At 64.3% G+C, this 25,685-nt stretch carries 26 protein-coding genes and 1 pseudogene; 15 read left to right on the forward strand and 12 right to left on the reverse strand.

Going from position 1 to position 25,685, the window contains the following annotated elements; genetic code table 11:
- Positions 1–88 precede the first annotated feature (88 nt).
- Entirely contained in the window at positions 89–661 is a 573-nt protein-coding gene (locus AC13HB_RS08155) for an SH3 domain-containing protein (protein ID WP_482949253.1), read from the reverse strand.
- A gap of 78 nt (positions 662–739) precedes the next feature.
- Between AC13HB_RS08155 and AC13HB_RS08160 the strand changes: the two genes are divergently transcribed.
- The 3 genes from AC13HB_RS08160 to AC13HB_RS08170 all read left to right on the forward strand — a co-directional run bounded on the left by AC13HB_RS08160 (position 740) and on the right by AC13HB_RS08170 (position 2,199).
- Entirely contained in the window at positions 740–937 is a 198-nt protein-coding gene (locus tag AC13HB_RS08160; protein ID WP_482949254.1) for a hypothetical protein, read from the forward strand.
- 55 nt (positions 938–992) lie between these two features.
- Entirely contained in the window at positions 993–1,910 is a 918-nt protein-coding gene (locus AC13HB_RS08165; protein ID WP_482949255.1) for an MBL fold metallo-hydrolase, read from the forward strand.
- Between the two features lie 91 nt (positions 1,911–2,001).
- Positions 2,002–2,199: a hypothetical protein gene (locus AC13HB_RS08170; RefSeq protein WP_482949256.1), complete on the forward strand. Its 198-nt coding sequence runs from the start codon at positions 2,002–2,004 to the stop codon at positions 2,197–2,199.
- Here AC13HB_RS08170 and AC13HB_RS08175 read toward each other — a convergent pair.
- Positions 2,196–2,960, reverse strand: a complete 765-nt coding sequence (locus tag AC13HB_RS08175; RefSeq protein WP_482949257.1) for a HesA/MoeB/ThiF family protein — start codon at positions 2,958–2,960, stop codon at positions 2,196–2,198. The two genes, AC13HB_RS08170 and AC13HB_RS08175, sit on opposite strands and share 4 nt — an antisense overlap.
- Before the next feature lie 104 nt (positions 2,961–3,064).
- Between AC13HB_RS08175 and AC13HB_RS08180 the strand changes: the two genes are divergently transcribed.
- Positions 3,065–4,381, forward strand: coding sequence for an ATP-dependent DNA helicase (locus tag AC13HB_RS08180; RefSeq protein ID WP_482949258.1), 1,317 nt, complete (start codon positions 3,065–3,067; stop codon positions 4,379–4,381).
- A 13-nt stretch (positions 4,382–4,394) separates the two neighbouring features.
- On the opposite strand, the gene AC13HB_RS08185 is transcribed toward AC13HB_RS08180, so the two are convergent.
- From AC13HB_RS08185 to AC13HB_RS08215, 7 genes and pseudogenes are all read right to left on the reverse strand, one after another.
- Positions 4,395–4,883: a hypothetical protein gene (locus tag AC13HB_RS08185; protein ID WP_482949259.1), complete on the reverse strand. Its 489-nt coding sequence runs from the start codon at positions 4,881–4,883 to the stop codon at positions 4,395–4,397.
- 3 nt (positions 4,884–4,886) lie between these two features.
- A complete protein-coding gene (gene cysK / locus AC13HB_RS08190; RefSeq protein ID WP_482949260.1) occupies positions 4,887–5,840 on the reverse strand; it encodes a cysteine synthase A in 954 nt (317 codons plus the stop codon).
- Positions 5,841–5,876: 36 nt separating this feature from the next.
- Positions 5,877–6,329 (reverse strand): dUTP diphosphatase, encoded by a 453-nt coding sequence (gene dut, locus AC13HB_RS08195; protein WP_482949261.1) that lies wholly within the window; start codon positions 6,327–6,329, stop codon positions 5,877–5,879.
- 96 nt (positions 6,330–6,425) lie between these two features.
- A pseudogene (gene coaBC / locus AC13HB_RS08200) lies at positions 6,426–7,608 on the reverse strand (bifunctional phosphopantothenoylcysteine decarboxylase/phosphopantothenate--cysteine ligase CoaBC).
- A gap of 79 nt (positions 7,609–7,687) precedes the next feature.
- Positions 7,688–8,233, reverse strand: coding sequence for a protoglobin domain-containing protein (locus tag AC13HB_RS08205; RefSeq protein WP_482949262.1), 546 nt, complete (start codon positions 8,231–8,233; stop codon positions 7,688–7,690).
- Between the two features lie 47 nt (positions 8,234–8,280).
- Positions 8,281–9,825: a 2-polyprenylphenol 6-hydroxylase gene (gene ubiB, locus AC13HB_RS08210; protein WP_482949263.1), complete on the reverse strand. Its 1,545-nt coding sequence runs from the start codon at positions 9,823–9,825 to the stop codon at positions 8,281–8,283.
- 79 nt (positions 9,826–9,904) lie between these two features.
- A complete protein-coding gene (locus AC13HB_RS08215; protein WP_482949264.1) occupies positions 9,905–10,687 on the reverse strand; it encodes a class I SAM-dependent methyltransferase in 783 nt (260 codons plus the stop codon).
- Positions 10,688–10,850: 163 nt separating this feature from the next.
- On the opposite strand from AC13HB_RS08215, the gene mutM reads away from it, so the two are divergent.
- The 7 genes from mutM to recF all read left to right on the forward strand — a co-directional run bounded on the left by mutM (position 10,851) and on the right by recF (position 18,440).
- Positions 10,851–11,714 (forward strand): bifunctional DNA-formamidopyrimidine glycosylase/DNA-(apurinic or apyrimidinic site) lyase, encoded by an 864-nt coding sequence (gene mutM, locus AC13HB_RS08220; protein WP_482949265.1) that lies wholly within the window; start codon positions 10,851–10,853, stop codon positions 11,712–11,714.
- 114 nt (positions 11,715–11,828) lie between these two features.
- Positions 11,829–12,773, forward strand: a complete 945-nt coding sequence (locus AC13HB_RS08225) for a TraB/GumN family protein (protein ID WP_482949266.1) — start codon at positions 11,829–11,831, stop codon at positions 12,771–12,773.
- Between the two features lie 121 nt (positions 12,774–12,894).
- Positions 12,895–13,671, forward strand: a complete 777-nt coding sequence (locus AC13HB_RS08230) for an enoyl-CoA hydratase (protein ID WP_482949267.1) — start codon at positions 12,895–12,897, stop codon at positions 13,669–13,671.
- Positions 13,672–13,782: 111 nt separating this feature from the next.
- The gene (gene rpsT, locus AC13HB_RS08235) at positions 13,783–14,049 is read left to right on the forward strand and encodes a 30S ribosomal protein S20 (RefSeq protein WP_482949268.1); all 267 of its coding nucleotides are present in this window, start codon (positions 13,783–13,785) and stop codon (positions 14,047–14,049) included.
- 487 nt (positions 14,050–14,536) lie between these two features.
- Positions 14,537–15,982: a chromosomal replication initiator protein DnaA gene (gene dnaA, locus AC13HB_RS08240; protein WP_482949269.1), complete on the forward strand. Its 1,446-nt coding sequence runs from the start codon at positions 14,537–14,539 to the stop codon at positions 15,980–15,982.
- Positions 15,983–16,152: 170 nt separating this feature from the next.
- A complete protein-coding gene (dnaN, locus tag AC13HB_RS08245; protein WP_482949270.1) occupies positions 16,153–17,271 on the forward strand; it encodes a DNA polymerase III subunit beta in 1,119 nt (372 codons plus the stop codon).
- Between the two features lie 65 nt (positions 17,272–17,336).
- Positions 17,337–18,440, forward strand: coding sequence for a DNA replication/repair protein RecF (gene recF / locus AC13HB_RS08250; RefSeq protein ID WP_482949271.1), 1,104 nt, complete (start codon positions 17,337–17,339; stop codon positions 18,438–18,440).
- 13 nt (positions 18,441–18,453) lie between these two features.
- Here recF and AC13HB_RS08255 read toward each other — a convergent pair whose 3' ends face one another.
- On the reverse strand, positions 18,454–19,215 hold the full coding sequence (locus AC13HB_RS08255) for a CPBP family intramembrane glutamic endopeptidase (protein WP_482949272.1): 762 nt from the start codon (positions 19,213–19,215) through the stop codon (positions 18,454–18,456).
- Positions 19,216–19,333: 118 nt separating this feature from the next.
- Between AC13HB_RS08255 and AC13HB_RS08260 the strand changes: the two genes are divergently transcribed.
- The 4 genes from AC13HB_RS08260 to AC13HB_RS08275 all read left to right on the forward strand — a co-directional run bounded on the left by AC13HB_RS08260 (position 19,334) and on the right by AC13HB_RS08275 (position 24,236).
- Positions 19,334–19,990: a TetR/AcrR family transcriptional regulator gene (locus AC13HB_RS08260; protein WP_482949273.1), complete on the forward strand. Its 657-nt coding sequence runs from the start codon at positions 19,334–19,336 to the stop codon at positions 19,988–19,990.
- Positions 19,987–20,613 (forward strand): LysE family translocator, encoded by a 627-nt coding sequence (locus AC13HB_RS08265; protein WP_482949274.1) that lies wholly within the window; start codon positions 19,987–19,989, stop codon positions 20,611–20,613. The genes AC13HB_RS08260 and AC13HB_RS08265 overlap by 4 nt, the downstream gene beginning before the upstream one ends.
- An 85-nt stretch (positions 20,614–20,698) precedes the next feature.
- Positions 20,699–23,095, forward strand: a complete 2,397-nt coding sequence (gyrB, locus tag AC13HB_RS08270; protein ID WP_482949275.1) for a DNA topoisomerase (ATP-hydrolyzing) subunit B — start codon at positions 20,699–20,701, stop codon at positions 23,093–23,095.
- 256 nt (positions 23,096–23,351) lie between these two features.
- Positions 23,352–24,236 carry a hypothetical protein gene (locus AC13HB_RS08275; protein WP_482949276.1) on the forward strand — a complete coding sequence of 295 codons (885 nt, stop codon included), beginning with the start codon at positions 23,352–23,354 and terminating at the stop codon, positions 24,234–24,236.
- 281 nt (positions 24,237–24,517) lie between these two features.
- Here AC13HB_RS08275 and AC13HB_RS08280 read toward each other — a convergent pair whose 3' ends face one another.
- Both AC13HB_RS08280 and AC13HB_RS08285 read right to left on the reverse strand, forming a co-directional pair.
- Complete coding sequence (locus AC13HB_RS08280) at positions 24,518–24,958, reverse strand: PIN-like domain-containing protein (RefSeq protein WP_482949277.1); 441 nt, start codon at positions 24,956–24,958, stop codon at positions 24,518–24,520.
- Positions 24,955–25,632 (reverse strand): DUF433 domain-containing protein, encoded by a 678-nt coding sequence (locus tag AC13HB_RS08285; RefSeq protein ID WP_482949278.1) that lies wholly within the window; start codon positions 25,630–25,632, stop codon positions 24,955–24,957. The genes AC13HB_RS08280 and AC13HB_RS08285 overlap by 4 nt, the downstream gene beginning before the upstream one ends.
- Positions 25,633–25,685: the final 53 nt, after the last annotated feature.

A 25,685-nucleotide genomic window follows, 5' to 3' on the forward strand; every position in this document is an offset into this window, starting at 1 on the left:
GCCGATCAGTTGCGCCGCAGGCGATCGGCTGTGGACCGGTCACCGGGCTGGGGATTGAAGCCCGGCCCTCTGTGGCTGACCGAGCGGATCAGGGCAGAGCGGTATCATGGGCCAGTGCGGTGCTCAAGGCGGCGCTGCCGTCGTCCGAACCCTCTGAACCCGCGTCCAGCTCGTCCGGATAGACGCCCCACAATGTATGGGTTTGCACCCAGCCGCGATAGCCCTGGGCCTGGACACGGCACCAGCCCGTGCGGCAGCGCTCGAGCGAGAGCACCACGCCGGGTTCCGCGACCGCCTCAACCGCAGCGCCTTCGCTGTCACGCGCGTGCAGTGGCGTTTCCTCGAGCGTGTACACGGAACGGCGGCCGGACAGGATGCTCCGGTGCATCCAGGTAACCTCGCCCTGCGGATCGCGGACGCGGCGCCAGTCCGGCGTCTCGGCGATCACTTCCATGGGCAGTCCGGCCCTGACATAGCGCCAGGCGATAGGGTGCGAACTGGACGGTCCGGACCGGCCATTGGCAACATCCACCTTGAGGGAGACGAAACGCGGAACCTCCTGGCCGGATGGCGTGTCGGCTCCGGAGTCCTGCGCGATGGCGCTGCCCGCTGCGAGCGAGGCGGCGGCGAGAGCAAGGCTGAGGATTGCGGCATTTCGCATGGGACACTCCTTCACCCCTTCCCTCTGCCCAATCAGGGTGAATAGGCGGTAAATCCTTACGGAATGAGAGGTGGAAAAATGAAAAAATCGAGTCCGAACTGGGGCGCCGGCGTTGCGATCGGCATGAGTGTCGGCGTTGCCATCGGCGCGTCCCTGCAACAGCCTTTTACCGGGCTTTTCATGGGCATCGGCATGTCGGTCGCTTTCGCCATGGCGTTTCGCCGGCAGGCGAAATCGCGTGAAAGTGACGCCGGGCCTGATGAAAACGCCGGCTGAATGCCTATATGATCTCCAACCGGCCCGCTGCGGCCGTTCTCGAGGAGGGGAAATCATGAGTTTTCGTTTGGCGATTACCAGCATGGCCGCACTTCTGGCGGCCGGTGGCGTGGCAAGCGCGCCGGGTGCTTTCGCGCAGGAAATCGAGCAGCGCGAGGTCGATGCCGAAACCACCGATCTCGGCGACGGGATCTACATGGTCTCGACCGGCATCGCGGGCAATCTCGCCCTTCTGAACGGCGATGACGGCGTGGTCATGATCGACGACCAGCTGCCCAATACAACGGCGGCCATCGAGGGCGTGGTGGTGGAGATCGCCGGCACGTCGGCGCCGCGCTTCATCGTCAATACGCACTGGCACGGCGATCATACGGGCGGCAATGCCCATTTCGCAGAGCAAGGCACGACCGTCGCTGCGCATCATAATATCCGTACGCGTCTCGAGAATGCCGATGACGACTGGATCCGGCCGGCTTCGCTGCCCATCCTCACCTTCGGCGAGGACCTGACCTTCCACATGAACGGCCAGACCGTCGAGGTCACGCATATCCCGTCGGCCCATACGGACGGCGATGCGGTGGTCTATTTCCGCGAGGCGGACGTCCTGCACATGGGCGATATCATGTTCTCCGGCCTCTTCCCCTTCATCGACCTGTCGGCCGGTGGCAGCGTGGACGGCTATATCGCCGGTATGGAGCGCGGTCTCGAACTGGCGGGCGAGGAGACGCGGATCATTCCGGGTCACGGCCCGATTTCGACGCCGGCGGACATTCAGGCCTCGATAGACATGCTGCGCGAGGCAGCTTTCCGCGTGCGAACGCTCGTCGAGGGCGGCGCCGATCTGGACGCCGTACGCGCGGCCGAACCGCTGGCCGATTTCCACGACGACTGGAATTGGGGCTTCATCACCACGGATCGCATGGTGCAGACGCTCTATAATGACGCGGTCGGCAATGACCAGTCGTACGAATAGGTGAAGCAACTGAAACGTCTGTGATAATTCTGACGAAGAATTAAACAGGCGACCAGTTTCCGGGAAGCCGGGGCGTTCTAGGTTCCAACCTATGACGACCCCGCTTCCTCCCGAAAAACCCCCGCGTTTCAATCAACCGCTTGGCTTCGTCGCCGGTGCTGCCGCCGGCGGCGTCCTGTGGCTGATCATCGGCCTCGCGACGAGCAGCCTCCTGCTGGGCCTGTTCTTCGGGCTCCTACCAGGCATCGCCATCGGGCTGGGCCTGCAGCTGACGGCAAGGCGCGACTAGTCCGCACCTTCGGCTTGCGCCTCACCGCAGGCCGGGCATTTCGGGTCCTTGCGGAGGGTGACGGTGCGGGCGTCGGCGCCGAGGCTGTCGAGCAGGAAGACGCGGCCGTCCAGCGTCTTGCCGGCGCCGCATATATGCTTGATCGCCTCCAGCGCCATCATGGAGCCGACGACGCCGGTCAGGGCGCCCACAATGCCGACCTGCGCGCAGGTCTCCGCATCCGGCGGGATTTCCGGCACCCAGCAGCGATAGCAGGGCGAGTCCTCGCCGGTATTGAAGACCGAGACCTGTCCGTCCCAGCGTCCGACGGCGCCCGATACCAGCGGTTTGCCGGTCTTCAGACAGGCCTGGTTGACTGCGAAACGGGTCTGGAAATTGTCGCAACCGTCCAGCACGAGGTCTGCATCGGCGATGAGGTCTTCGGCATTGTCGGCGGCCAGGGCCCGGATTTCCGGATAGAGGCGAACGGCGGGATTTAGCGCGCGGAGCGCCTTGGCGCCGGCCTTGGCCTTGGACTTTCCGATATCGCGGGTCGCGAACAGGATCTGGCGTTGCAGATTGTCGACGCTGACCACGTCCGGGTCGATCAGGGTGATCGCTCCGACACCGGCCGCCGCCAGATAGAGCGCCGCGGGAGCGCCGAGGCCGCCCGCGCCGACGATGGCGATATGGGCCTTGGCGAGGGCCTGCTGGCCGGGGCCTCCGATTTCCTTGAGAACGATGTGGCGGGCGAAACGGTCGATATCGATGGGATCGGTCATGGGTCCAAGAATTGGCGGAGTTGCCCGTCGAGTGCAAGGCGGTATCCGGCCTTTCCTCAGACGCGCCGCTTTCCTCCATCGGCGAAGCGCGCCACATAGGAGGGATGACACCCGCCAGCCAGCTTGCCGCCCTTCGTCCGGCCCTCTCCGATCATCAGGAGCGCCTGCTCGACTGGCTGACCACCTCGCGGCCGAACGTCTTCCTGACGGGGCGCGCCGGGACCGGCAAGACGACGTTGATGCGCGAATTCATGCGCCGGGCGGGAAGCCGGGCCGCGGTGATCGCGCCGACAGGAGTCGCGGCGATGCAGGCGGGCGGTCAGACCATCCATTCCTTCTTCCATTTCCCGCCGCGCATGGTCGGGGCGCGCGATATCCGCAAGGTTCGCCATCGCCGGGTCGTGCAGGCGCTGGAAACCCTCGTCATCGACGAGATTTCCATGGTCCGCGCCGACATGATGTGGGCGATCGACAAGTCCCTGCGCCTCAATCGCGAGCGCGACGAGCCCTTCGGCGGCGTGCAGATCGTGCTGGTCGGCGATCTCGCGCAATTGCCGCCGGTCATTCAGGGGGCCGAGGCGGAGTATCTCGAGTCGACCTATGGCGGGCCTTTCTTCTTCCATCCGCAAAGCTTCCGCGATGCGGGCTTCTCCTATGTCGAGCTGGAGCAGGTCTTCCGCCAGACGGACGAGTATTTCATCAATATCCTCAATGCCGTGCGCGATGGTGATTTGACCTCCGACGAGGCCGCCGACCTCAATGAGCGCGTCACCGGCCGTTCCGGACTGGAAGCCTCGCTGAGCCATGTCGTGCTGACTTCGACCAATGAAGCGGCCTGGCGCATCAACCAGGCGCGCCTGGAAGGGCTCGGCACGCCGGGCCGCAGTTTCGAGGCCAAGGTCGAGGGTCAGTTCGACCAGCGCCTCTTCCCGGCCGAGGAACCGCTGACGCTGAAGATCGGCGCGCGCGTCATGCTCACGCGCAACGATCCGCAGGGCCGCTGGGTCAATGGCACGCTGGGGGAGATCGAGGGTTTCGATGCGAAAGCGGTCCGGGTCCGGATCGGCGACACGACCCATGCGGTCGAGCCGGCCAAGTGGGAGCGCAATGCCTATGCCTTCGATCCGGAAAAACAGGCGCTGACCAAAACGACCGCGGGCGCCTTCACCCAATATCCGCTGCGCCTCGCCTGGGCGATGACCATTCACAAGGCTCAAGGCCTGACGCTGGACAAGGTCTATCTCGACCTCGCCCGCCGCCTCTTCGCCCACGGCCAGGCCTATGTCGCCCTGTCGCGCGCCCGTTCGCTGGAAGGGCTGGAACTTTCACGCCCGCTCACGCCCGGAGACATCATCTCCGATCCGCGCATTTTCGACGTGAAAGCCTTCTGCGACCCGGCGCCGGCGAGCGTGAGCGCTTAGGCGACGGGCTGTACTAATCCCCTGCGGCTTCAGTGGACGTAAGTTCCGACCATTCCGAATAGCCATATTGGACGAGTCGATCGGCTTCGCGGTCGATCGCGATGGCCTGTTCAACGGGGGCATCAGGGGCCAGGTAGACGAAGCGCTCCAGTACAAAATCACACGGTAATGACCAGTACGGGAGGCGAACGGCCGTGACGGTCTCATTCGCCTCTAAGCGCGCATGAACCCAGACTGTCGCATCGAAGCTGAAGGCGGAGTTTGGTGCAACCACCAGCCAAGATGCTGCGACTGGTGGTTCTGTGACGATCGTCGTGGGCACGGAGCCGTCCTGAAGTTCCCGACCTGTACCCGTGCGCATCCACAAGCCCTCATGAAAGGGACCGCCCATTACCCTCGCATTGACGCAGATCGGAACCTCCGCCTCATTGCGGATCGTCGCGCTGACGGGGAAATTGCCCATTTGCGCGGCTTGGAGGGCGATAAGAGCAGTCGCCAGCATCCGCTACTCGTCCTCGAACAGCGCCGTCGAGAGATAGCGTTCTGCGCAGCTGGCCAGGACGACCACGATCGTCTTGCCGGCCATCTCGTCCCGCTTCGCGACCTCAAGGGCGGCTTTCAGGGCGGCGCCGGAGGAGATGCCGCCGGGCACGCCATCCGTGCTCGCGGCTTCACGGGCGGTCGCGAAGGCGGCCGCGTTGGACACCGTGATCACCTCGTCGATCAGGTCGGTCTCCAGGATGTCCGGCACGAAGCCGGCGCCGATGCCCTGGATCTTGTGCGGGCCGGGATCGCCGCCCGAAAGGATCGGACTGTCTTCCGGCTCGACCGCGATGACATGGAAGCCCGGCTTCTTGTCCTTGAGCACCTGCGCACAGCCGGTAATCGTTCCGCCCGTACCGACGCCGGCGATCAGCACATCGGCTTCGCCATTGGTGTCGTTCCAGATTTCCAGCGCGGTCGTCTTGCGGTGGATGTCCGGATTGGCCGGATTGGTGAACTGGCTCGGCATGATGGCGCCCGGCGTCGCGTCGATGATTTCCTGCGCCTTGGCGATACAGCCCTTCATGCCTTTCGCGCCCTCGGTCAAGACGAGCTCGGCGCCGAGATATTTCAGAAGCTTGCGGCGCTCGATCGACATGGTGTCGGGCATGGTCAGGATGAGACGGTGGCCGCGCGCTGCTGCCACGAAGGCCAGACCGATCCCGGTATTGCCCGAGGTCGGCTCCACCATGACGGCGCCTTCGCCCAGCTTTCCGGCGGCTTCCAGCGCGTCGATCATGGCCACGCCGATCCGGTCTTTCACGGAGGCGAGCGGGTTGAAGAATTCCAGCTTGGCCAGAATACGGCCCTTCGCCCCGTGCTTTTCCGCGAGATGCCGCATCTCGACGAGGGGCGTGTTCCCGATCGTGTCGGCGATCGAGTCATAGACGCGACCGCGTCCGATTGAGTCCGTCATATCCTGTCTCCGTTCCGGTTTCCGTACGCGTTACGCTTACACCCCGGTCGAGCCGAAACCGCCCGCACCGCGTTGGGTATCGTCCAGCTCTTCGGCGACTTCCCAGACCGCCTGCGTGACCGGAGCGATGATCATCTGGGCGATGCGCTCGCCGCGATTGACCACGAAATCGGTCTTGCCGTGATTAATGAGGTTAACCCGGATCTCGCCGCGATAATCGGCATCGATCGTACCCGGCGTGTTGACGCAGGAAATGCCGAACTTGGCAGCCAGGCCCGAGCGCGGACGCACCTGCGCCTCGTATCCGGCCGGCAGGGCGATGGCGATGCCGACCGGGATGAGCTGCCAGCCGCCCGGCTCGATCGTGACCGGCTCGTGCTCGGGCACCGCGGCGCGCAGATCCATGCCGGCCGATTGCGCCGTCTCGTAGGCGGGCAGGGCGAGGCCTTCATAGTGCGGCAGAGGTTTGATCTTGACGGGAACGGTCATGGGCGCGGGTCCTGGATAGATAGTCTGACAATCAGCCGACATAGAAGCGGGCGCCGGGTGATTTGGCCAGTCGTCTGTTCCGCCTGGAGTGCCCGGCTAGAGTGCTCGGGCAATTCGTTCGGCCAGTTGCGCTGCGACGGCGTGTTTCGGTGCCCGGTCCCAGTGCTCGGCGCCGTCGCCGGTAACGAGGATGACCGCGTTCTCGGCGCCGCCCATGACGTCTCCGGAGACGTCGTTTGCAACGATCCAGTCGCAACCCTTGCGCTGCCGCTTGGCGATGGCGAGGGCTTCCACGTCGTGGGTTTCCGCGGCGAAGCCGATAACGAGGCCGGGGCGGTCGTTCTCCAGGCCAGAAATCGTTTTCAGGATGTCCGGATTCTCGACCAGTTTCAGCGCCGTGAACTCGGCCTTGTCGAGTTTGAGCTTCTGGTCGGCGGGATCGGCCGGGCGCCAGTCGGCGACGGCGGCCACGGCAATGAAGACGTCGGCGGGCAGCGCGGTCTCGACCGCGGCCAGCATGTCGCGCGCGGTTTCGACGTGAACCGTGTCCAGCCCCATCGGATCGGGAAGAGCGGTCGGTCCGGCGACCAGGGTCACGCGGGCACCCAGATGCGCGCAGGCCTGTGCGATGGCGTAGCCCTGTTGTCCCGAGGAATGATTGGAGATGAAGCGGACCGGATCGATCGGCTCGCGCGTTGGCCCGGCGGTGATCAGGACGTGACGGCCCTTGAGCGTGTCAGGCATTGAGGGCGTCCTGAATGGCATCGGCGATGGCGACGGGCTCCGCCATACGGCCCGGTCCGAATTCGCCGCAGGCCATCTCGCCCTCCTCCGGTCCGACGAAGTGAATGCCGTCATCCATCAACGTCTTGAGATTGCGCCGGGTCGCCGGGTGATCCCACATGCGCACATTCATGGCCGGCGCCATGAGCACGGGCTTGTCCGTTGCCAGTAGAGCGGTGGAGGCGAGATCGTTGGCCATGCCGTTCGCGGCCTTGGCCATGAGGTCCGCCGTGGCGGGCGCCGCGACGACCAGATCGGCCGAGCGCGAGAGCTCGATATGGCCCATTTCCGCCTCGTCGGTGAGGTCGAAGAGGTCCGAATAGACCTTGTCGCCGGACAGGGCGGAGAGGCTCAGCGGCGTGACGAATTCGGCCCCGGCGCGCGTCAGGATGCAGCGCGAGGCGATGTCGCGCCGGCTCAGCTCGCGGATCAGTTCGAGCGATTTATAGGCGGCGATCCCGCCGCCGATGATCAGGAGAATTCGCGATTGCGACACAGGTCCGCTCCGGGCAATGACCGGATTTACCTAAACCTTTTGCCGGCAAACCCCAAGAGGTCTTGCGGGCGGGCCGGGCTCACGACTGGGTGATGAGATGGCGGACCTTCTCGGCATCCGTATCCAGGGCGTCCCGCTTTTCCATGCGATGGCTGAAGAAGGATCCGACCGTGAGTTCCATGTCGTACATCGTGATCCGGGTCAGCGCGACGAGGTCGTCGACCGCGAATTTGCGTTTGTCCGCCATGGCCAGCTCGATGATGCGGGAGAGCATGTTGGTATAGGCGGCGGTGTAGACGTGAGACGGGTATTCCAGCTTCGAGTGCCGCTGGCCCATATGGTCCGTGGCCTCGTAATAGCTGTCGTCATAGCGTGCGGCGAACAGGGCTTCGCAATGGGCCAGCATACCGGCGCGCAGATAGGTCACGTTCTCGGAAATCTCGAAATAATGCGCCACCTCCGGATTGCCCACGAGGTGGTCGAATACGCTTTCCAGCGCCGTTCGCGCATACTCCATCAGACGCGGCTTGAGCCGGTGCATCCGGTCCGCAACTGTGTCGTCGATCTGGAAGAATTCGCGTTGCAGCGCGCGCTGTTCTTCGGTCTGGAGTGGAAGCCTTGCCATAAGGGCAGGAAATCACAGCTTTCTTGCCCGAGAGTGTAGGGCTTTCGTCAAATTTGACCGATCCACGCAACGATTGCAGCACCAAATAATGCAGCTCCTCCGAGCCAGGCGATGCGTACCGCCCAGGGGCGCAGGGGCGAACCGCCGGTCAGTTTCAGCTCGCCCGCCTTGAGCATGGCGCCGACATCGGCCCAGTCGTCGATCGCCTGGGGCAGGCGGCGTGCGGCGTCGTGCAGCCGGACCAGGTCTTCGCCGAGATCGCGGATACGGCCTTCCGGGCCGAGTTCCCGCTTCATCCAGCGTTCCACCACCGGCGCGGCGGCACCCCACATGTCGTGCCTGGGGTCGAGCATGCGGGCGACGCCCTCGCACTGGACCATGGTTTTCTGCAGCATGACGAGTTCGGGCCGCAGGCGCATGTCGAAGAGGTCGGTGATCTCGAAGAGCTGCAGCAGGACGCGCGACATCGGCACTTCGTCGGCGCGTTTGCCGAAAATCGGCTCGCCCACGGCGCGGAGCGCACTGGCGAAATCGTCGACCGAATGCTTCGCGGGGACATAGCCGGCGGCGAAGTGGGCACGTGCGGCGGCCTTGTAGTCTCGCGTCAGGAAGCCATGCAGGATGAGCGCGAGGAAGCGGCGCTCGTCGCGTCCGATCCGGCCCATAATGCCGAAATCGACGGCCCAGAGCGTGCCGTCCTCGCCCGCGAAGAGATTGCCCGCATGCATGTCGGCGTGGAAGACGCCGCGATCGAGCGCCGTCGACAGGAAGGCCCGGGTCATGCGCGTGGCCAGTGCGGCCCGGTCGATACCGCTCGCCGCGATGCGGTCGGTATCGGACAGCGGTATGGCGTCGATCCACTGTGTGGTCAGGACGCGGCGCGAGGAACGCTCCCAGTCGACCTGCGGGATGCGGTAGCCTTCCGCCACGGCGCTCGCCTCGCCCAGCTCGCTCGCCGCGGCCGCTTCAAGACGAAGGTCGGTTTCCAGGGACAGCGAACGGGAGACGGTCTCCACGAATTTGCGCGGTTCGAGCCGGCGGCTGGCCGGCGCGAAGCGTTCCGCGAGCGCGGCACCGAGCGAGAGAGTCCGGATATCGCGCGCAATGCGCATCTCGATATCCGGGCGCAGGATTTTCACCGCGACCGTCTCGCCTTCGGCCGTCACGGCCTTGTGGACCTGTGCGATCGAGGCGGCGGCAATCGGCGGTCCGAGCTCGGTGAAGAGCTGGTCCAGGGGCTGGCCGAACTCCTCGACCAGGATTTCGCGCGCTTCCTCATCGCCGAAGGCCGGCATCTTGTCCTGCAGGCGCGAAAGTCCGCGGGCGAAGCGCTCGCCGATGACATCGCCGCGCGTGGCGAGGATCTGACCGAACTTGACATAGGACGGCCCGAGCTTCTCCAGAGCCCTTGCGAGACGCTCTCCCGGATTGGACGCCTGGTCGCGCCGGGCCATCAGGCGCATCACGCGCCCCAGAAGCCGAGCCGAGGCCGGATAGACGGACTGGTACTCGGCCGGAAGGATGGCGTCGTGACGGGCCAGCGTGAGCAGGGCGCGCATCAGGCGGAAGAAGGAGAGTGTGCTCGCGATCATCACGCGCCGGTTTAGTGAATGATGCCGGGCTTGGCGAGGGCGGCGTGAAGTCGCGGCCGGGCACGCCGGTTACGGACCCTCACGCCCAGCCTGTATGCAGGGCTGCGATGCCGCCGGAGAAATTGGTGTAGGCGACCTGGCGGAAACCGGCTTCCCGCAATTCCGCGGCAAAACTCTCCTGATCCGGGAAGCGACGAATGGATTCCACGAGATACTGATAGCTGTCGCGGTCCTTCGCGACGAGGGCCCCGAGTTCGGGCATCACGTTGAAGGACCAGGCGTCGTACAGCTTTTCCCAGGCGCGGCTGGTCGGTCGCGTGAATTCCAGGCAGAGAAACCGGCCGCCCGGCTTGAGCACGCGGCGCATTTCGCGCAAGGCTGCGGCGCGGTCGGTGACATTGCGAATGCCGGTGGAGATCGTCACGCAATGCGCGCTGCGGCTCTTCAACGGCAGGCATTCCGCATTGCCGACGACCCAGTCGAGCCGCCCTTCATGGCGTGGGGCCGTACCGCGCTCGACGCCCGAGCGGAGCATTTGCTCGTTGATGTCGAGCACGATCGCATTGGCCTTGCGCGTATCGCTGCGACGCTCTCCGGCCGCATCGGCCTTGTCGAGGAAGCTGCGAGCCAGATCTCCGGTGCCGCCGGCGACATCGATCAGCGTCTCGCCCGGCTGCGGATTGGACCGGGTCATGACCATGTCCTTCCAGACGCGGTGAATGCCCAGCGACATAAGATCGTTCATCAGGTCGTAGCGGCGCGCCGACCGGTCGAAGACGCCACGCACGAGCCTGGCCTTCTCATTGCGGTCGACATCGGCAAAGCCGAAGGAAACGGTGTCGGAGGACGTGGTCTGGGTCATGCGGCGGACAATAGGCCAGCCCTGCGCCGCCGCAAAGCGGGATGGGCGGTTCGCATTGTCGCAGCCGCTCCGTCCGCTTCGGCTGTAAATTCCGAGTGGACGGACTGTCCGCGGTGCGGGCAAGCTTCCGTCAGAGCGCGATTGGAAGAAGGCCCGAGCAAGCATGCCCGAACTGCCCGAAGTCGAAACGGTCCGCCGCGGCCTGGCCCCCGCCATGGAAGGGCGCCGGATCGAGCACGTGACGCTCGGCCGGCCCGATCTGCGCTTTCCCTTCCCCGAGCGCTTCGTCGAACGCCTCGCCGGCCGGATGGTCGAGCGGATCGACCGGCGCGCGAAATATCTGTTGGTGCGGCTATCGGGCGGGGAGACGCTGCTCATGCATCTCGGCATGACCGGCCGCTATTCCATCGAGGCCAAGGACCTGGCGCGTCAGCCGGGCGATTTCGTCCATGCCGCGCCCGCCAATCCCAGGCACGACCACGTCGTGTTCGGTATCGAGGGCGGCGTGACGGTGCGCTATAACGACGCCCGGCGTTTCGGCTATATGGATCTCTACGCGACGGCGACCGAGGCGAGCAATCCGCATGTCGGGACGCTGGGGCCCGAGCCCAATGCCAATGCATTCTCCGGCGCCTATCTCTCGGAGGCGCTGGCGGGGCGCCGAACGCCGATCAAGGCGGCCCTGCTCGACCAGCACATCGTGGCCGGTCTGGGAAATATCTATGTCTGCGAGGCGCTGCACCGCTCCCGGATCAGCCCGCGCCGACAGGCATCCTCCATTCCGGGCGTCCGCGCCGAGCGGCTCGCCGTCGCGGTTCGCGCCGTGATCGACGAGGCGATCGAGGCCGGCGGCTCCACCTTGCGCGACTTCGCCTCTGCGGACGGAGCTCTGGGCTATTTCCAGCACCGCTTCCGGGCCTATGGGCGCGAGGGAGAGGTCTGTCCGGAGGCCGGTTGCGGCAACCGGATCGAGCGCATAGTGCAATCGGGACGCTCGACCTTCTTCTGCCCGGCCTGCCAGCGCTGAGTGCTATTAACCTGACGCTGCGGGACGCGCGCCCGCACTTTCCCGGCGACGATTGCCGTCACTTCGCCTAAAAGCGGGTCTATCCGGTAATCCCCACCAAGGAGTTTTGTCTTCATGCCGTTCCCGTCCCGTCTTCGATCCCAGCTCAGCCGCGCCATGGGTGCTGCGGCGCTCGGCGCCAGTCTCGTCTTCTCCGCCTTGCCTGCGGGTGCGGCGCAGGCCCAGGACGCCGCCTATGCCCAGATAGAAGCGGATCCGGCCATCTGGCACATCAGCGATGCGGATTCGGACATCTACCTCTTCGGGACCTTCCATATCCTCCCGGCCAATCTCGACTGGCGCAGCGAAGATCTCGAGCGCATCCTCTCCGGGGCGGAGACGGTCTATCTCGAAGCGGACGTCCACAGCCCCGAAGGTCAGGCAGCCGTTCAGGCGCTGGTGCCGCGATACGGTCTCAATCCGCCCGGCGTGACGCTCAGCTCCCAGCTTGATGCGGACACCAATGCCCTGCTGGCGGAAGTGGCGCCATCACTGGGTGTCGCGCCTGCCCAGCTCGAACCGCTGCGGCCCTGGCTCGCACAGGTCATGCTCTCGGTGACCCAGATCCAGCGTCTCGGCTTCGACCCGAATGCCGGCGTCGAGAACGCCCTGCTCTCTTCCCTCGCCGGTCGCGATATCGAATACGGCTATTTCGAAACGGCCGAGCAGCAGATCCGTTTTTTTGCGGACCTGCCGGAAGACATCCAGGTGAAGGGATTCGAAGAGGGCCTGCACGAGCTCGAGCGGGCGCCTGAAATGATGGACAATCTGGTCCGGGCCTGGGCGACAGGCGATATCGCCGCGCTGGATACGCTCATCAATGAGGAAATGCGTGATGCGGCGCCGGAAGTGTACGAGGCCCTGATCGTTCGCCGCAACCGGAGCTGGGTTCCGCAGATCCAGGCGATCCTTGAAGGCGAGGGGGTCGTGCTCGTGGCCGTCGGCGCGGCTCATCTGCCCGGTGACCAGGGGGTCGTCGAACTGCTGCGCGACCGGGGTATTACGGTCTCCCGCCAATAGCCGCGAAGCATACCGGGTGAGTCTTTCGGCTTGCCCGGTATCGACGCTCGCGCCCGTCTAGGTTATAGCGGCGCGGTTTTTCCAGCGCGGGGGAGCCCGCGCCGTCAGATGGAGTGCCTCAATGGCCTACAAGACGATACAGGTTAAGACCGAAGGACGCGTCGGCGTCGTCACGCTGAACCGCCCCGAAGCGCTGAATGCACTGTGCGACGAGCTCACTCAGGAACTCGCCCAAGCCCTGGCGGCTTTCGAGGCGGACGCGGAGATCGGCTGCGTGCTCCTGACGGGCTCGAAGAAGGCCTTCGCTGCGGGTGCCGACATCAAGGAATTGCAATCGCGCGATTTCGTCGGCCTCTACATGAAGGACCCGTTCGCGGAGAGCTGGGAGGCGGTCGCCCGTTTCCGCAAGCCGATCATCGCGGCCGTGTCCGGCTATGCCCTCGGCGGTGGCTGCGAGATCGCCATGATGTGCGATTTCATCCTCGCCTCCGAGACGGCCAAGTTCGGGCAGCCGGAAATCAATCTCGGCGTCATGCCGGGGGCCGGCGGCACGCAACGCCTGCCGCGTGCGGTTGGCAAGGCCAAGGCCATGGACATGTGCCTCACGGGCCGCATGATGGATGCCGAGGAGGCCGAGCGTGTCGGCCTTGTCTCGCGCGTCGTCCCGGCCGACGATCTCATGGACGTCGCCATGGAGGCGGCCGAGGCCGTTGCCGCGAAGTCCCTGCCGGTCGCCATGATGACCAAGGAAGCGGTAAACCGGTCCTTCGAGATCGGCCTCACCGAGGGCGTTCGCTTCGAGCGTCGCGTCTTCCAGTCCCAGTTCGCATTCGAGGATCAGACCGAGGGCATGGCTGCCTTTGCCGAGAAGCGCGCTGCACATTTCAAGCACCGCTGATCTAGCGGAGTCAGGAGAGCGGTTGACGGCCCGGCTGCAAAGGCCTATACGCCGCCGCTCACGGATTTAGCCGGAACCGCGTGTTCCGGCCGCACGAAGAGGTTATGCCCTATGGCCAACACTCAATCGGCCAAGAAAATGGTTCGCAAGATTGCGCGCCGCACGGCCGTCAACAAGGCACGTCGCTCGCGTATGCGTACGTTTGTCAAAAAGGTCGAGCTGGCGATCGAGTCCGGTGATCAGGCCGCGGCCAAGACCGCTCTGGTGACCGCCGAGTCCGAACTGATGCGCGCAGTGACCCGCGGCGTCGTTCACAAGAATACCGGGTCCCGCAAGGTGTCGCGCCTCGCTGCCCGCGTGAAGGCAATGTCTGCCTGATCGAGCCTTTCCCAGGCTGAAAACATAAACGCCCGGAACACACGTTCCGGGCGTATTTTTTTGTCCGGCCGTCCGGAAATCCGGAGCGTTCTGCCTTCGATCGGCGGCGACTGCAGAAGATGAGTTCATCTGCGTACGGATGGGTTGATATTTTCGATTCCCGTGATCTAGCGCCCGCAATCCAGGGGCGAATCCGGTTCCGAAAATGAACCTCTGGCATTGCCGCAATTTCGTCACAAACAGCAAACTTCGATCCGATCACGGATTTCCCGTGTCAAGCGAAGAATCTCTTTTTTTGAGCGCTGAATCATGTTGACCACTCCGGGCTGAGGCGGCACCTTCTTGAGCACTGAGGGCGGTCAATCCCAAGCGGAAACATTCCGAGGCCGGCGAACCATGTTTGTTCGCTGCCGAGGGGGAATTGCGCCAATTAAAACAAACACCTAACCCGTGCAAAGTCGCGGGGCAAAGAGAAGTGTGGCGAGCAATGTCGTTGAACAAACTGGCTGTGAAAGAAGCGAAAACAACAAGCTTCGACGTCCAGGACAAGGGTGGTATTTCGGCAATCTGGCGGCAGGTGCGCGCTCACCTGAGGGATGAGTGCGGAACGGCGATTTACTCCCAGGAAATAGCCCGGCTGAGGGTCCGTGTTTCGGACACCGGCGCGATCATCATCATCGCACCGAGCAGCTTCAACCGGGACTGGGTCGAAGATCATTGGGGCGCAAGAATTCGGGCCATCTGGGCCGAACTCGACCCGACCCTGCGACAGGTTCACCTGGTCGCGGAAGGCCAGGCCGAGCCGCAACCCGCGGTCGCAAGCCGCGAAACCTCCGCCTCCGCCGCGCCGGCTCGCGCGAAGGCCGGTGAGCGGGACGAAGCGTCCGGCGAGAAAAGCGAAGCGCTCGGCGAAACGCGTTTCACTTTCGACAGTTTCCGGGTCGGCCCGGCCAATGAAGTCGCCGCTGCGGCTGCGCGCACGGTCGTCAGCGCCGCGTCACCGCCCTTCAATCCGGTCTTCTTTTACGGCGATTACGGGGTCGGCAAGACGCACCTCCTGCACGCCGTCGCCAGCGCCATCGAGAACAAGGCGCGTCCGCGCAAGGCGCTCTATCTGACCGCGGAGGAATTCCTGTCCGGCTTCGTCACGGCCATGAAGGCGCGCGACACGATCGCCTTCAAGGAAACCGTTCGCGGCGTCGACATGCTGCTGATCGACGATGTCCATTTCATTGCGGGCAAACCGAAGACCGAGGATGAATTCCTGCACACGATCGCAGCGCTGATCGCTGAGAACAAGCAGGTCGTCCTGGCCTCGCACCGTCCCCCTTCGGAGCTGCCGGTAGCGGATGAGCGCCTGCGCTCGCTGCTGGTCGGCGGTCTGCCCTGCCCGCTGGGCAAACCCGATCTCGACCTGCGCCGCCAGATTCTCGACTGCAAGATCGCGCAGGCGAAGTGCCACTATCCGGTACTCGACGTTCCCGAGGCCGTGCGCGATTTCCTGGCAGCCCGCATCACGTCCAGCCCGCGCGAGCTGGAAGGCGTGCTCAACAATGTGATCTGCCGCACCGCCCTGCTCGGTCTGCCGGTGACCATGGAAGCCGTATCCACTGCACTGCGCGAGCTTTCGCTCAGCTCTGAGCGCCGGCTGACCGTCGATGACATCCAGAAGGCCGTGGCCACGCATTTCGGCGTGACGCCGGCGGATATCTGCTCCAAGCGCCGGACCCAGAATGTCGTGCGTCCGCGCCATGTTGCGATGTATCTCGCGAAGACGCTGACGACGCGCTCCCTGCCGGATATCGGACGCCGTTTCGGCGGTCGCGACCACTCGACTGTCATTCATGCGGTCAACAAGGTGACGGCCATGCTCGATGCCGGTGACACGATCGGCGACGATATCGATCGCATCACCCGCGAGCTCCAGGGCTAGCGCGGCCTGCACGAGATTGCGATTTAGACGCGCATTCGCTGGAGAAATCTCTTGCGAATGCGCGTTTTCATGTATCCTCTTTGACCCACCTGTTCGGCAGCGCCGATTTGCTCCGGCGCGCCAATCATGATGACTTGCAATCGAAGACCATTGAAAGCGGAACGCGAGACATGAAGCTGACGATCGAGCGCGGCACGCTCCTGAAAGCACTCGGCCACGTTCAGGCCGTTGTCGAAAAGCGCAATACGATCCCGATCCTGTCCAATGTGCTGATCTCGGCCGGACCTGACGGAGCCAGCTTCTCCGCCACGGATCTCGATATCGAAATCCTTGAAACCGCCGAGGCCAGCTGCGACGGCGAAGGGCTTGTTACGGCTCCGGCCCACACGCTTTACGACATCACTCGGAAACTGCCGGACGGCGCCGATGTGACGCTGGAAATGGCGGGTGAGGATCCGCGCCTGACGCTGAAGGCCGGGCGCTCCAACTTCTCGCTTCCCTCCCTGCCGCCGGGCGATTTCCCGGTCATGCCGACCGAGGATCTCGAGCACCGCTTCACGCTGGCCGCTTCCGAGCTGATGCGCCTGATCGACAAGACGCGCTTCGCCATTTCGACGGAAGAGACGCGCTATTATCTCAACGGCATCCATCTGCATGCCGCCGACGAAAATGGCCGCAAGACGCTGCGCGCCGTCGCCACGGACGGCGTTCGTCTCGCGCTGGCCGAGACCGATCTCCCGGACGGCGCCGACGGCATGCCGGGCGTGATCGTGCCGCGCAAGACGGTGCAGGAAGTCCGCCGCCTTCTCGAAGACGCTGACGAGGATGTCGAGGTCTCCGTATCCGAAGGCAAAATCCGCTTCCGTCTCGGACGCGCCGTTCTGACCTCCAAGCTCATCGACGGTGCCTTCCCGGACTATGAGCGCGTTATCCCGCGCGGCAATTCGCGCATGATGTCGGTCGAGAACAAGCGTTTCGCCGAAGCGGTCGATCGCGTTGCCACGATCTCCGTGGAGAAGTCGCGTTCGGTCAAGCTGACCGTCGGGCCGGATACGCTGACCCTTGCGGTCAACAATCCGGAAAGCGGCCAGGCCGAGGAAGAACTCGCCGTCTCCTACGAGGATGAAGGCTTCGCCATCGGTTTCAACGCGCGCTACATGCTCGACGTCGCCTCCCAGATCGAGGGTGACGAGGCCAAGTTCCACTTCGCCGACGCCGCCTCCCCGGCGCTGGTGACCGATAGCGGCGATCCGGACGCGCTCTACGTGCTGATGCCGCTCCGGGTGTGACGGACGGCGTTCCGGCAAATCAAGGTTCGACGCCGCCGCCGGTCCCGCCGGCGGCGGTTCGTCGTTTGCGCCTTACCGATTTTCGCTGTTACGCGGCGCTCGACCTCGAGATTGCCGCGCGCTCGGTCGCCCTGTTCGGCGAAAACGGGGCCGGCAAGACCAATCTGCTCGAGGCGTTGTCCTTCCTGGCGCCCGGCCGCGGGCTGCGCTCTGCGGGCGCGGACGGAGTGGCGCGCAAGGGCGCCGATGGCGTCGCGCCCGGCTGGGCCGTGTTTGCCGAAGTGGACACGCGAGATGGCCCGGTGCGGCTCGGCGTAGGCGCGCGCGAGGGCGGGCGACGAGAGACGCGGATCGATGGCGAACCGGCCCCGCAGGCCGAGCTGGCGCGCCTCCTGCCCATGATCTGGCTCACCCCGGCCCAGGACCGTCTGTTTGCCGGGCCGCGTGCCGACCGTCTCCGGTTTTTCGACCGCCTCGTCTATGCCGCCGACCCGGCCCATGCCGAGGCTGCCACAGCCTACGAAAAGACCCGCACGCGCCGGCAGCGCCTGCTCGATGATGGCCGCCCGGATCCGGCCTGGCTGGATGCGCTCGAGACGGAGATGGCGGGGCATGGCGTGGCCATGGCGGCAGCCCGCCTCGATGCGCTGATCCGGCTTCAGGGTGAGATCGATGCACGGCCCGAAGGTGCGTTTCCGCAGGCTGATTTGGCGCTCGACGGCGCCGTGGAGGCCGATCTCGCCGAGGGGGCGAGCGCCGGGGAAGCCGAAGACCGGTTTGCCGCCGCCCTGCGCGACGGGCGCGGACGCGACGGCGCGGCCGGACGGACCCTAACGCGGGGGCCGCACCGAACCGAGCTGGTCGCGCGCCATCGCGAGAAGGACCAGGCGGCCGGCGATTGCTCCACGGGCGAGCAGAAGGCTCTCATTCTCACGCTCGCCCTCGCCCAGGCCCGGGCCCTCGGCAAGCAGGGCGGCGTCGCTCCGCTGCTCCTGTTCGACGAGGCCTGTGCCCATCTCGATGCGAGGCGGCGCGAAGGGCTTGCCATGGAAATCCTCGCCACTGGATCGCAAGCCTGGCTCACCGGCGTCGAGCGGGTGCTGTTCGAGCCCTTCGGGGACGAGGCCCAGTATCTGCGCGTCAGCGATGGATCGGTCGAGCCGGGCTAGTTGGCTTTGACTGCTAGGCTGGTGCTGCGCCCTCCTGCGCCGCGGCGTCCTCGGCCTCGAAGCGGTCCGTGATCGCCACGATACCGCCGCTGATCGCATCAACGAGCGCATGCAGGATCATCACCGGCCAGAGTGATCCGCCGATCACGAATATCACGGCGAGCAGGGCCGAGACGGGCAGGATGCGAAGCATGCCGGCCGGGCCCTGATAAATGTGGACTAGCACGAAGGCGGCGGTAGCGAGGACAGCGGCCAGCCAGACCGGCATGGCCAGGGCGAGCACGCCGATGAGAAAGCCGCGAAAAATGATTTCCTCGGTTATCCCGGCCGTCAGAGAGACCCACCGGAAGCGCGCATGCTCTGCGGGCGTGGACGGCCGGATCAGCTCGAGATCGCCCGCCCTTGCAAATTGCCGCCGTACATCGACGCGGGCCCGGCGCGAAGTCGCCACCTTAAAGACCGACCAGAGCATATAGGCTGCGCCCGCGGACACGGCTCCCCAGCTTGCTATCGTTCGCCAGCCAGGCGCCGTTTGCCGGAATCCCAGCTCCGACAGGGTGAATCCCGCCGCCATCCAGCTGGCGAAACAGATCAAGGCCAGGAGCCAGAGCGCGCCGATAGTCCGGTTATAGATCGGCAGGCGCGGATCGGGCCGGCCGCTCTCCAGCAGGCGCCGCTTGTCGCGCCGATCGCTGAACCAGCCGAGCAGGAACATGACGGCAATACCTGCGAGGCCGGCAATCAGGGCCGGGTTTGTCGTCAGTAAGTCACGCATGGCGTTCTCCAGTTCGGATTTCTTCTGCGGCCTTGACCCCGGACTCGCCCGGTGTTTGATGACAGCAGATAGAATTTGCGAATGTGAATTCGCATTCGCATTTACGTTGGGGGCGGATATGAGTCAAGGGGCCAAGCCGGCGAGCCAGGCACGATCGCGGCAAACGCGCGATAAACTCGTCACAGCGCTTGAGCGTTTGCTCCAGGAACGGGACTTCGACTCCATCTCGATTTCAGATCTGGCGTCGGAAGCGGGTCTCGCAGTGGGTACGGTCTATCGGCGCTTCGAGAACAAGGATGCCTTCATTCCGGTCATTTTCGAGCTTTACCGGACGCGCCTGGACGCGCGCATGGCCTCTCCGGAAGGGCAGGCGGTGCTGGAGCCTGGCGCAGGTCTCAAGGCCGGTCTGCGCCAGATTGTCGGCAATGCATGGGCCTTTATTCAAACCGACGGCCATCTCATCCGCGCTGCGCACCTCTATGCCCGGCTGCGGCCGGACCTGGTCGGGGAAGACTGGTCGGACCTGCTGGACCAGTCGATCGAAGGGGCGAGACGTATGATCGAGAGCTTTCCGGACGAAATACGGGTCTCCGATAAGGACATTGCCGCGCAGATATTCATTTACCTGCTCAACACCCTCCCGGTCGAAAAGGGCCTCTATGGCGATGACGGGGTGGGCGCGGCACTGAACATGGACGATGAAACCTTCCTCGCGGCGCTGGTCGATACCATGTACGGCTATCTTACAACGCCCAGCGAACCGGCTGCCGAATGACGCTCGAAAATCTTGTTCTTTTTGCCGGCGCCCTGCTGGTGCTTTTCATCACGCCAGGGCCCGGAATCGCGGCCATGATCGCGCGGACTCTCGATGCCGGTCCGTGGCATGCAGCGACCTATGGCGTCGGTATCCTGACCGGCGACATGTTCTGGTTCACTCTGGCTGTCACCGGCCTCAGCGCCGTGGCGACGCAGCTCGGCGGTTTCTGGCTTGCCGCCAAGCTCGTCGGGGCGGCCTATCTCGGCTGGATGGCTTTCAAGGCTTTCTGGAGCGCCTGGACCGGGGCGCGGCCGCGGCCGGTTTTTCCGAGCGGCTCGAAGCGCGGCTGGGCCGCGACCTATCTGGCCGGCATCGCCATGCCGCTGTCCAATCCCAAGCCGATCATCTTCTACCTCACCCTGGTGCCGGCCTTCATTCCGCTCGAGGCGATCACGCCGGTGAGCTATGCGGCGATGATCCTGATCATGATCGCCATGGCGGTTCCGACCGCGGGCGCCTATATCGCCGCCGCGCACCGGGCCCGCGACTGGCTGCAGGCTCCTGCCGTGCGGCGCGGAACCGACATCGTGACGGGACTGGTGATGAGCGGGATCGCAATCCTGCTTCTGGTGGCGCGCTGAGACTCACGCGCGTACGCATGCGCGCACGTATGCGCGCGTGTGCGCGCGAGTGGCCATCCCGGGTCGGAAGCTGTACAAGAATCATATGACTGAACAAGCGAATCAGGAATACGGCGCGGAGTCGATCAAGGTCCTCAAGGGCCTCGATGCCGTGCGCAAGCGTCCGGGCATGTATATCGGCGATACCGATGACGGTTCGGGCCTCCATCACATGGTCTACGAGGTCGTCGACAACGCGATCGACGAGGCGCTCGCCGGGCATTGCTCCGAGGTCGTCGTGTCGCTGCACGCGGACGGCTCGGCCAGCGTGCGCGATGACGGGCGCGGTATTCCGACCGACATCCACAAGGAAGAGGGCGTCTCCGCCGCCCAGGTCATCATGACCCAGCTTCATGCCGGCGGTAAGTTCGACCAGAATTCCTACAAGGTGTCTGGCGGCCTGCACGGCGTCGGCGTATCGGTGGTGAACGCGCTGTCGGACTGGATGGACCTGACGATCTGGCGCGGCGGCAAGAAGCATCATATGCGCTTCCGCCGCGGCGATGCCGAGGAAGACCTCAAGATCGTGGGCGATGCGGGCGACCAGACGGGCACGGAAGTGCGCTTCATGCCCTCCGAAGAGACCTTCACAATGACCGAATTCAGCCGGGAGACGTTGCAGCACCGCCTGCGAGAACTCGCCTTCCTGAATTCCGGCGTGAAGATCACCCTGCGCGACGAGCGCGAGGCGGAGCTGTACAGCGACACCATGGTCTATGAGGGCGGCGTGGCGGAATTCGTCGCCCACCTCGACCGGAACAAGACCCCGATCTTCACCCCGCCCGTCCTGATCCAGGGCGAGCGCGACGGCGTGACGGTCGAGGCGGCGCTGGAGTGGAATGACAGCTATCACGAGAATGTCCTCTGCTTCACCAACAACATCCCGCAGCGTGACGGCGGCACCCACCTGGCCGGTTTCCGAGGCGCGCTGACCCGCATCATCAATTCCTATGCGGGCTCGTCCGGCCTGGCCTCCAAGGCCAAGGTGGCGATTTCCGGCGATGATGCGCGCGAGGGTCTCACCTGCGTTCTGTCGGTGAAGGTTCCCGATCCGAAATTCTCGTCCCAGACCAAGGACAAGCTGGTCTCCTCGGAAGTCCGTCCTGCCGTCGAAGGCGCGGTCGGCGAGGCCCTGGCCGAATGGTTCGAGGAGCATCCGACCGAAGCCAAGATGGTGGTCTCCAAGATCATCGAGGCCGCCGCGGCCCGCGAGGCCGCGCGCAAGGCGCGCGAGCTGACCCGGCGCAAGTCGGCGCTGGATATCACCTCGCTGCCCGGCAAGCTGGCGGACTGCCAGGAGAAGGATCCGGCCAAGTCCGAACTCTTCATCGTCGAGGGTGACTCGGCCGGCGGCTCCGCCAAGCAGGGCCGTCACCGCGAGAACCAGGCCGTGCTGCCGCTGCGAGGCAAGATCCTCAATGTGGAGCGGGCGCGCTTCGACAAGATGCTCTCGTCCGACCAGGTCGGCACGCTGATCACCGCGCTCGGCACGGGGATCGGCCGCGACCAGATCGACTACGAGAAGCTGCGCTACCACAAGGTCATCATCATGACCGATGCCGACGTGGACGGTGCGCACATCCGTACGCTTCTCCTGACCTTCTTCTACCGGCAGATGCCGGAGCTGATCGAGCGCGGCTATCTCTATATCGCCCAGCCGCCGCTCTACAAGATCACCAAGGGCCGGTCAGAACGCTATGTGAAGGACCAGGCGGAGATGGATGCCTACCTCATCGACGAGGGTGTGTCCGAGGCACATCTGACGCTCGCCGGCGGCGAGGTCATCACCGGTCAGGACCTCGCCACACGCGTCTCCGCGGCGCGCGGCGTGAAGCTGTCCATCGACCGCATGACCGCCCGCGCGCCGGGCTTTGCGCTTGAGGCGGCGGCGCTCGCCGGCGCGCTCGTGCCGGAGCCGGATGCAACCGCGATCGCGGACGCCGCCAAACGCCTCAACGCCTTTGCGGACGAGGGCGAGGACAATTGGGCCGGTCATCTCAATGACGAGCACGGCCTTGTCTTCCAGCGCGAGGTGCGCGGCGTGACCGAGACGGTCGTGCTCGATGCGCCCCTGCGCGAGAGCCCGGATGCCAAGCGCCTGTCCGAGCGCGCCGTGGCAGTGTCCGGCGATTATGACGGCCCGGCGAGCTTCGTGCCGAAATCCGGGCCGGTGACCATCTATTCGCCCAGCCAGCTGGTCGATGCGGTCACCACCTCGGGTGCCAAGGGCATGAAGATCCAGCGCTATAAGGGTCTCGGCGAGATGAACCCGTCCCAGCTCTGGGAAACCACGCTCGATCCGAATGCGCGCTCCCTGCTGCAGGTCTCGGTCACCCATGCCGACACCGCCGACGAGCTCTTCTCCAAGCTCATGGGCGACGTGGTCGAGCCGCGCCGCGACTTCATCCAGGAACACGCCCTGGAAGCCGAGGTCGACGCGTAGGCGGCGTTGCAGGAGTCGGTGGGAAAATCGCTGTCTGCTACTACAACGACTACCACGCGGATTTGATCCAGACGCCCGTCCCGCAAGGGGCGGGCGTTTGCGTGTGCAGACCGACGATGTGAAAGAGCGGCGGGGAGTTTAGGGGCTGGCGGCGGACCGGGGATAAGCCGGCCGGATGACATTCCCGCTTAGCGCGTATTGATCGACACGCTCGCCCGGCCCGACTAGTATTCCTCCGAAACGGGATGGGGGAATCATGAAAGCCTTGACGAAACTGGCCTGCACGGCCGTGTCGCTCGCCGTGCTCGGCGGCTGCGCGAACATATCCAGCGTCTATCGGCGACCAGACCTGAATGACGGCCGCTCCATGGTGATCGACGCCGAGCAGACCGCCATCATCAGCTCGAACGGCGCGTACACCCTCTGCGCCCGTCCCGCGCCCGACGCCATCGCGGCGGAGAGCGGCGGCTTCACCTTCAACGGCGCCTTCACCAACGACCAGTCCGTCGATATGGGCGGTGCCGGCGGACAGGGCGTGGCCGGGATCGGCCTGCGCACGCAGAGCATCCAGCTCCTGCGGGACTCGATGTACCGCAATTGCGAAGCGCTCCAGAACGGCGCCATCGACTCCTTCGAATTCGGCATCATGCAGCGCCGTTTCCAGACCAATCTGATCGCCATCCTCGCCGTCGAGCAGTTGACAGGAGCCGTCCGCGGGCCGGCTGCAGCCACGGGAGCTCAAACCGAGGTCCAGCAGGGCGACGGCCCGACCGTCACCACGAATGTCGACGCCTCCGCCACGACGCCGGGCATCAGCGCCGGCGACCGCGCCGCTGTCGCCCAGGCCGTGCAACACATCACCGAAACGGCAATGGCCCAGGATTACAGCTGGCAGATGTGCTTCGAGGTTCTGCGTCTGCACAATCATGGCACAGACGACCTTCGTGATTACTGCCGCGCCTACATGAATGCGGATTTCGCCTGGCGCGAGGCCACGCGCGACAATATCAACGCGCTCCTCTCGCTTGCCACCAATCCGGATCTGGATGCCGCCGAACGCGCCTCTATCATGCAGGCGGTCGAAACCCTCCAGCGCCAGATATCCACGACGGAGGCTTTCGAACTCGCACCGTGGGGGTAGGGGGCGAAGTCGGCGGATTATTACCCCTTCTCCCACGGGGAGAAGGTGCCCGGAGGGCGGATGAGGGGAAACACCGGTGGTGGCGATGTCGCAGAGAGCGGTGTCTTCCTCCTCTCAATACGGAAAGGGAGGCCGGGCTTCGCATCCCTTCCCATCGTGCCGGGACGAGGCCGTATCCGGTTCAGGCCGTCAAGGCTGAAACGCGCGGCCTTCGGCCGGCCTTGACGGCCTGAACCGGATACGGCGGGCTGGCTGGCAAGATGTTTAAGGGAGGAACTGCGCTAAGGCACATTGCCTCGAACAACTCGAGGAGGGGTCTTGGTGTCGTCAACACGAAGCGTCTCTACGCCTGACCAGCTTCTCATGTGGCTAGGAACGCGATAGATCGAATTGCCGTCATTTAAACGGATCAGCTTCTCTATATTTGGCCACCAATAAATTACGTGCGCGGCGATATAGTGCAGTTTCTGAGGCGCCTTTCCGTAATCGAGAAAGATGCCCTGCAGTCCGCTGGTATCTAGGGCGCGTATTTCATTTGGACGTTGAAGAATCTTCCTATCACGTCCAATGAACGCGTCGCCGCCCTCACGAGAAAACGTTTCCAACCATTCCTCATCATCTGCATTGCCAACGCTCTCAAAAGACAGCGAGTCAGAGCCGTAAAGGGCATTTAGCGCGATCACGAGGCGGCTAGACAGATTGATGTCGAGCCCGATTTTCAATGCAGATATTGCTGCTTGAATTTTACGGCTTGCAGTACTTCATCAGGTTTAATTCGATGCCAATCTGCGACCAGTCTGACGTCCCCTTCTTCGGCTAACCAAGCATCATAAATGCCCTCTACCGAAAGGCCCGTCCCAGCAAGGGTCGGCCGACCGAAGTTCATCCGAGGGTCTAGGATGATCCCGTGGAAGGAATCTGGTTGAGGTTTCCATGAAGTTGCGATGCAGGTCTTCGGGTCGAAATCCACGCCTTTCGAGAGATTTTGTTCAATCACGTCTAAGACGAACTGCTTGTCCCCGGTCAGTGACAGCAGTTTCTTGTCACCGGTTTCGTTTGCGGCTTCGGCATAAATACGATGCAGGTCAGTGCGGTATGTAGTTCCCTCGCGAGCGAACGGATGCGCGCCGAAGGCTTCCATGGCCTCGGCAGATGCCCGCCTCAGCGCCTGCATGGACACGCCTTGTTTCCGAAAGTGGTCGATAAACCGAAGTTCGATCAAATCAAGGAAGCTAATGTCGGCAACTCTACCGTCGGCCGAAGCTCGCTCAGACATTACAGCTGGTGTGTAATTGGACGTTGGCCGGAACCATGGCCGTAGGCGCGCAGCCGAAGACCCTAGCAGAACCGCTGCCTCCGATAGAGTGTAAAAGCCGGCTGAAAGGTTATCGTTCATGTTCCGTTCCATGAGGTCAATATAACGATTTTCATCCCGGTCGAAAAGAGTCA

The sequence above is a fragment of the Maricaulis sp. B-26 genome (genome assembly GCF_056857855.1).